Origin of the sequence: Kitasatospora sp. NPDC091257, assembly GCF_044757675.1 — a bacterium.
GTDB lineage: Bacteria > Actinomycetota > Actinomycetes > Streptomycetales > Streptomycetaceae > Kitasatospora > Kitasatospora lactacystinica.
In genome coordinates, this window is record NZ_JBIVVI010001062.1 from 1 (window position 1) to 3,191 (window position 3,191).

Annotated in this window: 3 protein-coding genes; all 3 read left to right on the forward strand. The window is 76.9% G+C overall.

The features are described from left to right. Positions 1-164: 164 nt before the first annotated feature. Positions 165-1,016, forward strand: a complete 852-nt coding sequence (locus ACIQOV_RS34295) for a polysaccharide deacetylase family protein (protein ID WP_401054711.1) — start codon at positions 165-167, stop codon at positions 1,014-1,016. After that, positions 1,013-2,128, forward strand: a complete 1,116-nt coding sequence (locus tag ACIQOV_RS34300; protein ID WP_401054713.1) for a glycosyltransferase — start codon at positions 1,013-1,015, stop codon at positions 2,126-2,128. Before ACIQOV_RS34295 ends, ACIQOV_RS34300 begins: the two co-directional genes overlap by 4 nt. 49 nt (positions 2,129-2,177) lie before the next feature. Next, positions 2,178-3,191: Wzz/FepE/Etk N-terminal domain-containing protein (locus tag ACIQOV_RS34305; protein ID WP_401054715.1), on the forward strand; the 1,014-nt coding region annotated here is incomplete at its 3' end.

The window sequence follows — 3,191 nt, forward strand, 5'->3', positions numbered from 1 at the left end:
CCTGCTCTCGACCCTCCTCGGGGGCCTCACCGTCGTGCTGGCCTTCGCGGCCCTCGGCACCGGGCTCGGCGCCCGCGAGGTGCGCGGCCCGGTCCTCGCCGTCGCCCGGGCGCTGGGGCCCGTCCGGAACCCGCCAACCGCCGCCGAAGAAGGGAAGCGTCCCGATGGACAATGAACGGGGCACCGTCCGTTCGGCCCGGGCGAGCGTCAGCAGCGCACCGCCGCACCGGGCACGACTGCCCAGGAGCCGCCACCCGGTCGGTGAACCGCCGATCCCCGGCTCCGCCTCGCCGTGGATCCTGATGTACCACTCGGTGGCGGTCGAGACGGAGGACCCCTACCGGCTCACCGTCAGCCCCGAGCGGTTCGCCGAACAGATCGCCTGGCTGCACCGGCGCGGCCGGCGCGGCGTCTCCGTCCGCGAGCTGATGCGGGCCCGCGCCCTCGGCCGGGACGACAGGCTGGTCGGCCTCACCTTCGACGACGGCTACGCCGACTTCGCCCGGTACGCGGTGCCGATCCTCCGGGCGTACGGCTTCACCGCCACCGCGTACGTGGTCGCCGACCTGCTCGGCCGGGACAACGACTGGGACACCGAGGGCCCGCGCAAGAAGCTGCTCACCGTCCAGGAGGTCACCGAACTCGCCGCCGCGGGCTGGGAGATCGGCTCGCACGGCCTCGGCCACCGGGCGCTGCCCGGCCTGCCCGCCGAGGCCCTCACCGTCCAGGCCCGGGAGAGCCGGCGCCTGCTGGAGGAGGCCGTCGGCGGCCCGGTCACCGGGTTCTGCTACCCGTACGGCGCCGTCGACCTGCCCGCCGCCCTGGCGGTGCGCGACGCCGGGTACGACCATGCCTGCGCCATCGCGCACTCCCCGCTCACCGGCCGCTTCGCCCTGCCCCGCTGCTACGTCGGCGACCGCGACGGCGCCTGGCGGCTGCGGGCCAAGCAGGGCCGGCACCGGCTGCGCGACGCCGTCACCGAGCTGCGCCACGCCGGCCGGGAGCCGCGGCCATGAGGGTGCTGCACATCGTCACCGGACTGGCCGCCGGCGGCGCCGAGCGCCAGCTCCACCTGCTGCTGCGACACCTGCCGGCGCACCAGCAGTGCGAGGTGCTCGCCCTGACCAACCCGGGCGCGGTCGCCGCCGCGCTGCGCTCCGACGGCGTCACCGTCCACCACCTCGACATGCGCGGCAACCGGGACCTCGGCGCGCTGCCCCGGCTGGTCCGGCTGGTCCGGGCCGGCCGCTACGACCTGGTGCACACCCACCTCTACCGGGCGCAGCTGTACGGCCGGCTGGCCGCCCGGCTGGCCGGGGTGCGCGCGGTGGTCTCCACCGAGCACTCGCTGCACGCCGGGGTGATCGAGGGCCGCCCCGTCACCCGGGGCGTCAAGGGCCTCTACCTGGCGGCCGAACGGCTCGGCAGCACCACTGTCGCGGTCTCCCGGCAGGTCGCCCAGACACTGCGTTCCTGGGGCGTCCCGCCGGCCCGGATCGAGCTGATCCCGAACGGCATCGACACCTCCCGCTACCGCCTCCCGCCCGCCGAACGGGCCGCAGCCCGCCGTCGGGTGCGGGCAGAAATCGGGCTGCCGCAGGGGAGTTGGGCGGTCGGCGGGGTGGGCCGGCTGGTGCCCGGCAAGCGCTTCGAGGTGCTGGTCGAGGCGCTCCCCGGGCTCGACCCGGCCACCCGGCTGGTGCTGGTCGGCGAGGGCCCGGAACGCGCCGCGCTGGAGCGCCGGGCCGAGGAACTCGGCGTGCGGGAGCGACTGGTGCTCACCGGCGAGCGCGACGACGTGCCCGAACTGCTGGCCGCCCTGGACGTGCTGGCCGCCCCCTCCACCGCGGAGACCTTCGGCCTCGGCGTCCTGGAAGGCCTCGCGGCCGGACTGCCGGTGCGCCACAGCGCCTGTCCGGCGCTCGACGAACTGCCGCCCAGCGCCGCCCCGCAGGCCCGCCGCATCCCCTCCGAGCCGGCCGCCTACACCGCCGCGCTGCGCGACCTGCGGCCGCTCAGCGGGCACATCGCCGACCCGCTGCCGCACCCCCCGGCCGTCGGCCACTACGACATCGCCCGGGTCGCCGCCGACCTGGGCGCCCTCTACGACCGGCTGGCCCGCGTCTGACCGCCCGCCACCGCCGGAACCGCCGTACCAGACCCAAGGAGCAAGACCCATGACCACACCGCGCCGAAGCGCCCGTCGCCTGGTCCGCCGCTGGTGGCCGGTGGTGCTGGCGGTACCGCTGGGCGCCGCGGCCGGCGCCGGGTACGCCGTCGTCTCGCCGCCGTCGTACGCCGCCAACGCCTACGTCCTCGTGGTCGCGCAGAACCCCGGGGAAGCCGCGATCGCGACCAACTTCGCCCAGGCGTACGGCCGGCTGGCCGGTCAGCCGCAGGTGCTCGCGGTCGCGGCCGCGGAGACCGGCCACACCCGGTCCGAGCTGGAGTCCCTGGTGCACGGGACGACCTCGCCGGACGCCCCGATGATCGAGCTCACCGGCACCGGTCGGCGCCCCCAGGAGGCCGCCCGGACCGCCGACGCGGTGGCCCGCTCGCTGGTCGCCTTCGCCAACACCAGCAGCAAGGACACCAACGTCCGGCTGGTGACGCTGTCCCCGGCCGCCGCGCCGGACAGGCCGACCACGCCCTCCGGGAAGCTGGACGTCGCGGTCGGCGGCGCGGCCGGGCTGCTGCTGGGCGCCCTGGTGATGATGAACCGCCGCCGGGGCGGCGCGGGGACGCCGGAGGCCGCCGGGAGTCCCGAGATGCCGCGGGTGCTGCGGGCCGCGCGGGCAACGCAGGCGGCGCAGGCCGCGCAGGCCGCGCAGGCGGCGCAGCCCGCGCAGGAATCGGAGGCCCCCGCCTCCTCCGCGCCGGTGGCGGTCCCGACGACGCCGCGCCCGCGCCGAGAGGAGCCGGCCAAGGCCAGGACCGAGTCCGGTGGCGACTCCGCGCCCGGTGCCGAGGCCGGTGCCGAGGCCGAAGGGGCGAAGGCCGGGAGCGTGAAGGCCGAGAGCGTGACGGTCGGGAACGTGACGGTCGGGAACGTGAAGGCCGAGAGCGTGAAGAAGGGGAGTGCGAAGGCCGAGAAGAAGACCGTCGGGAAGCCCGGCAGGAAGCCCGGCGCCGGGGCCGCGGCGGCGGAGCAGCCCCCGGCCGAGGACCGGACCCCCGCGGTGGAGGAACAG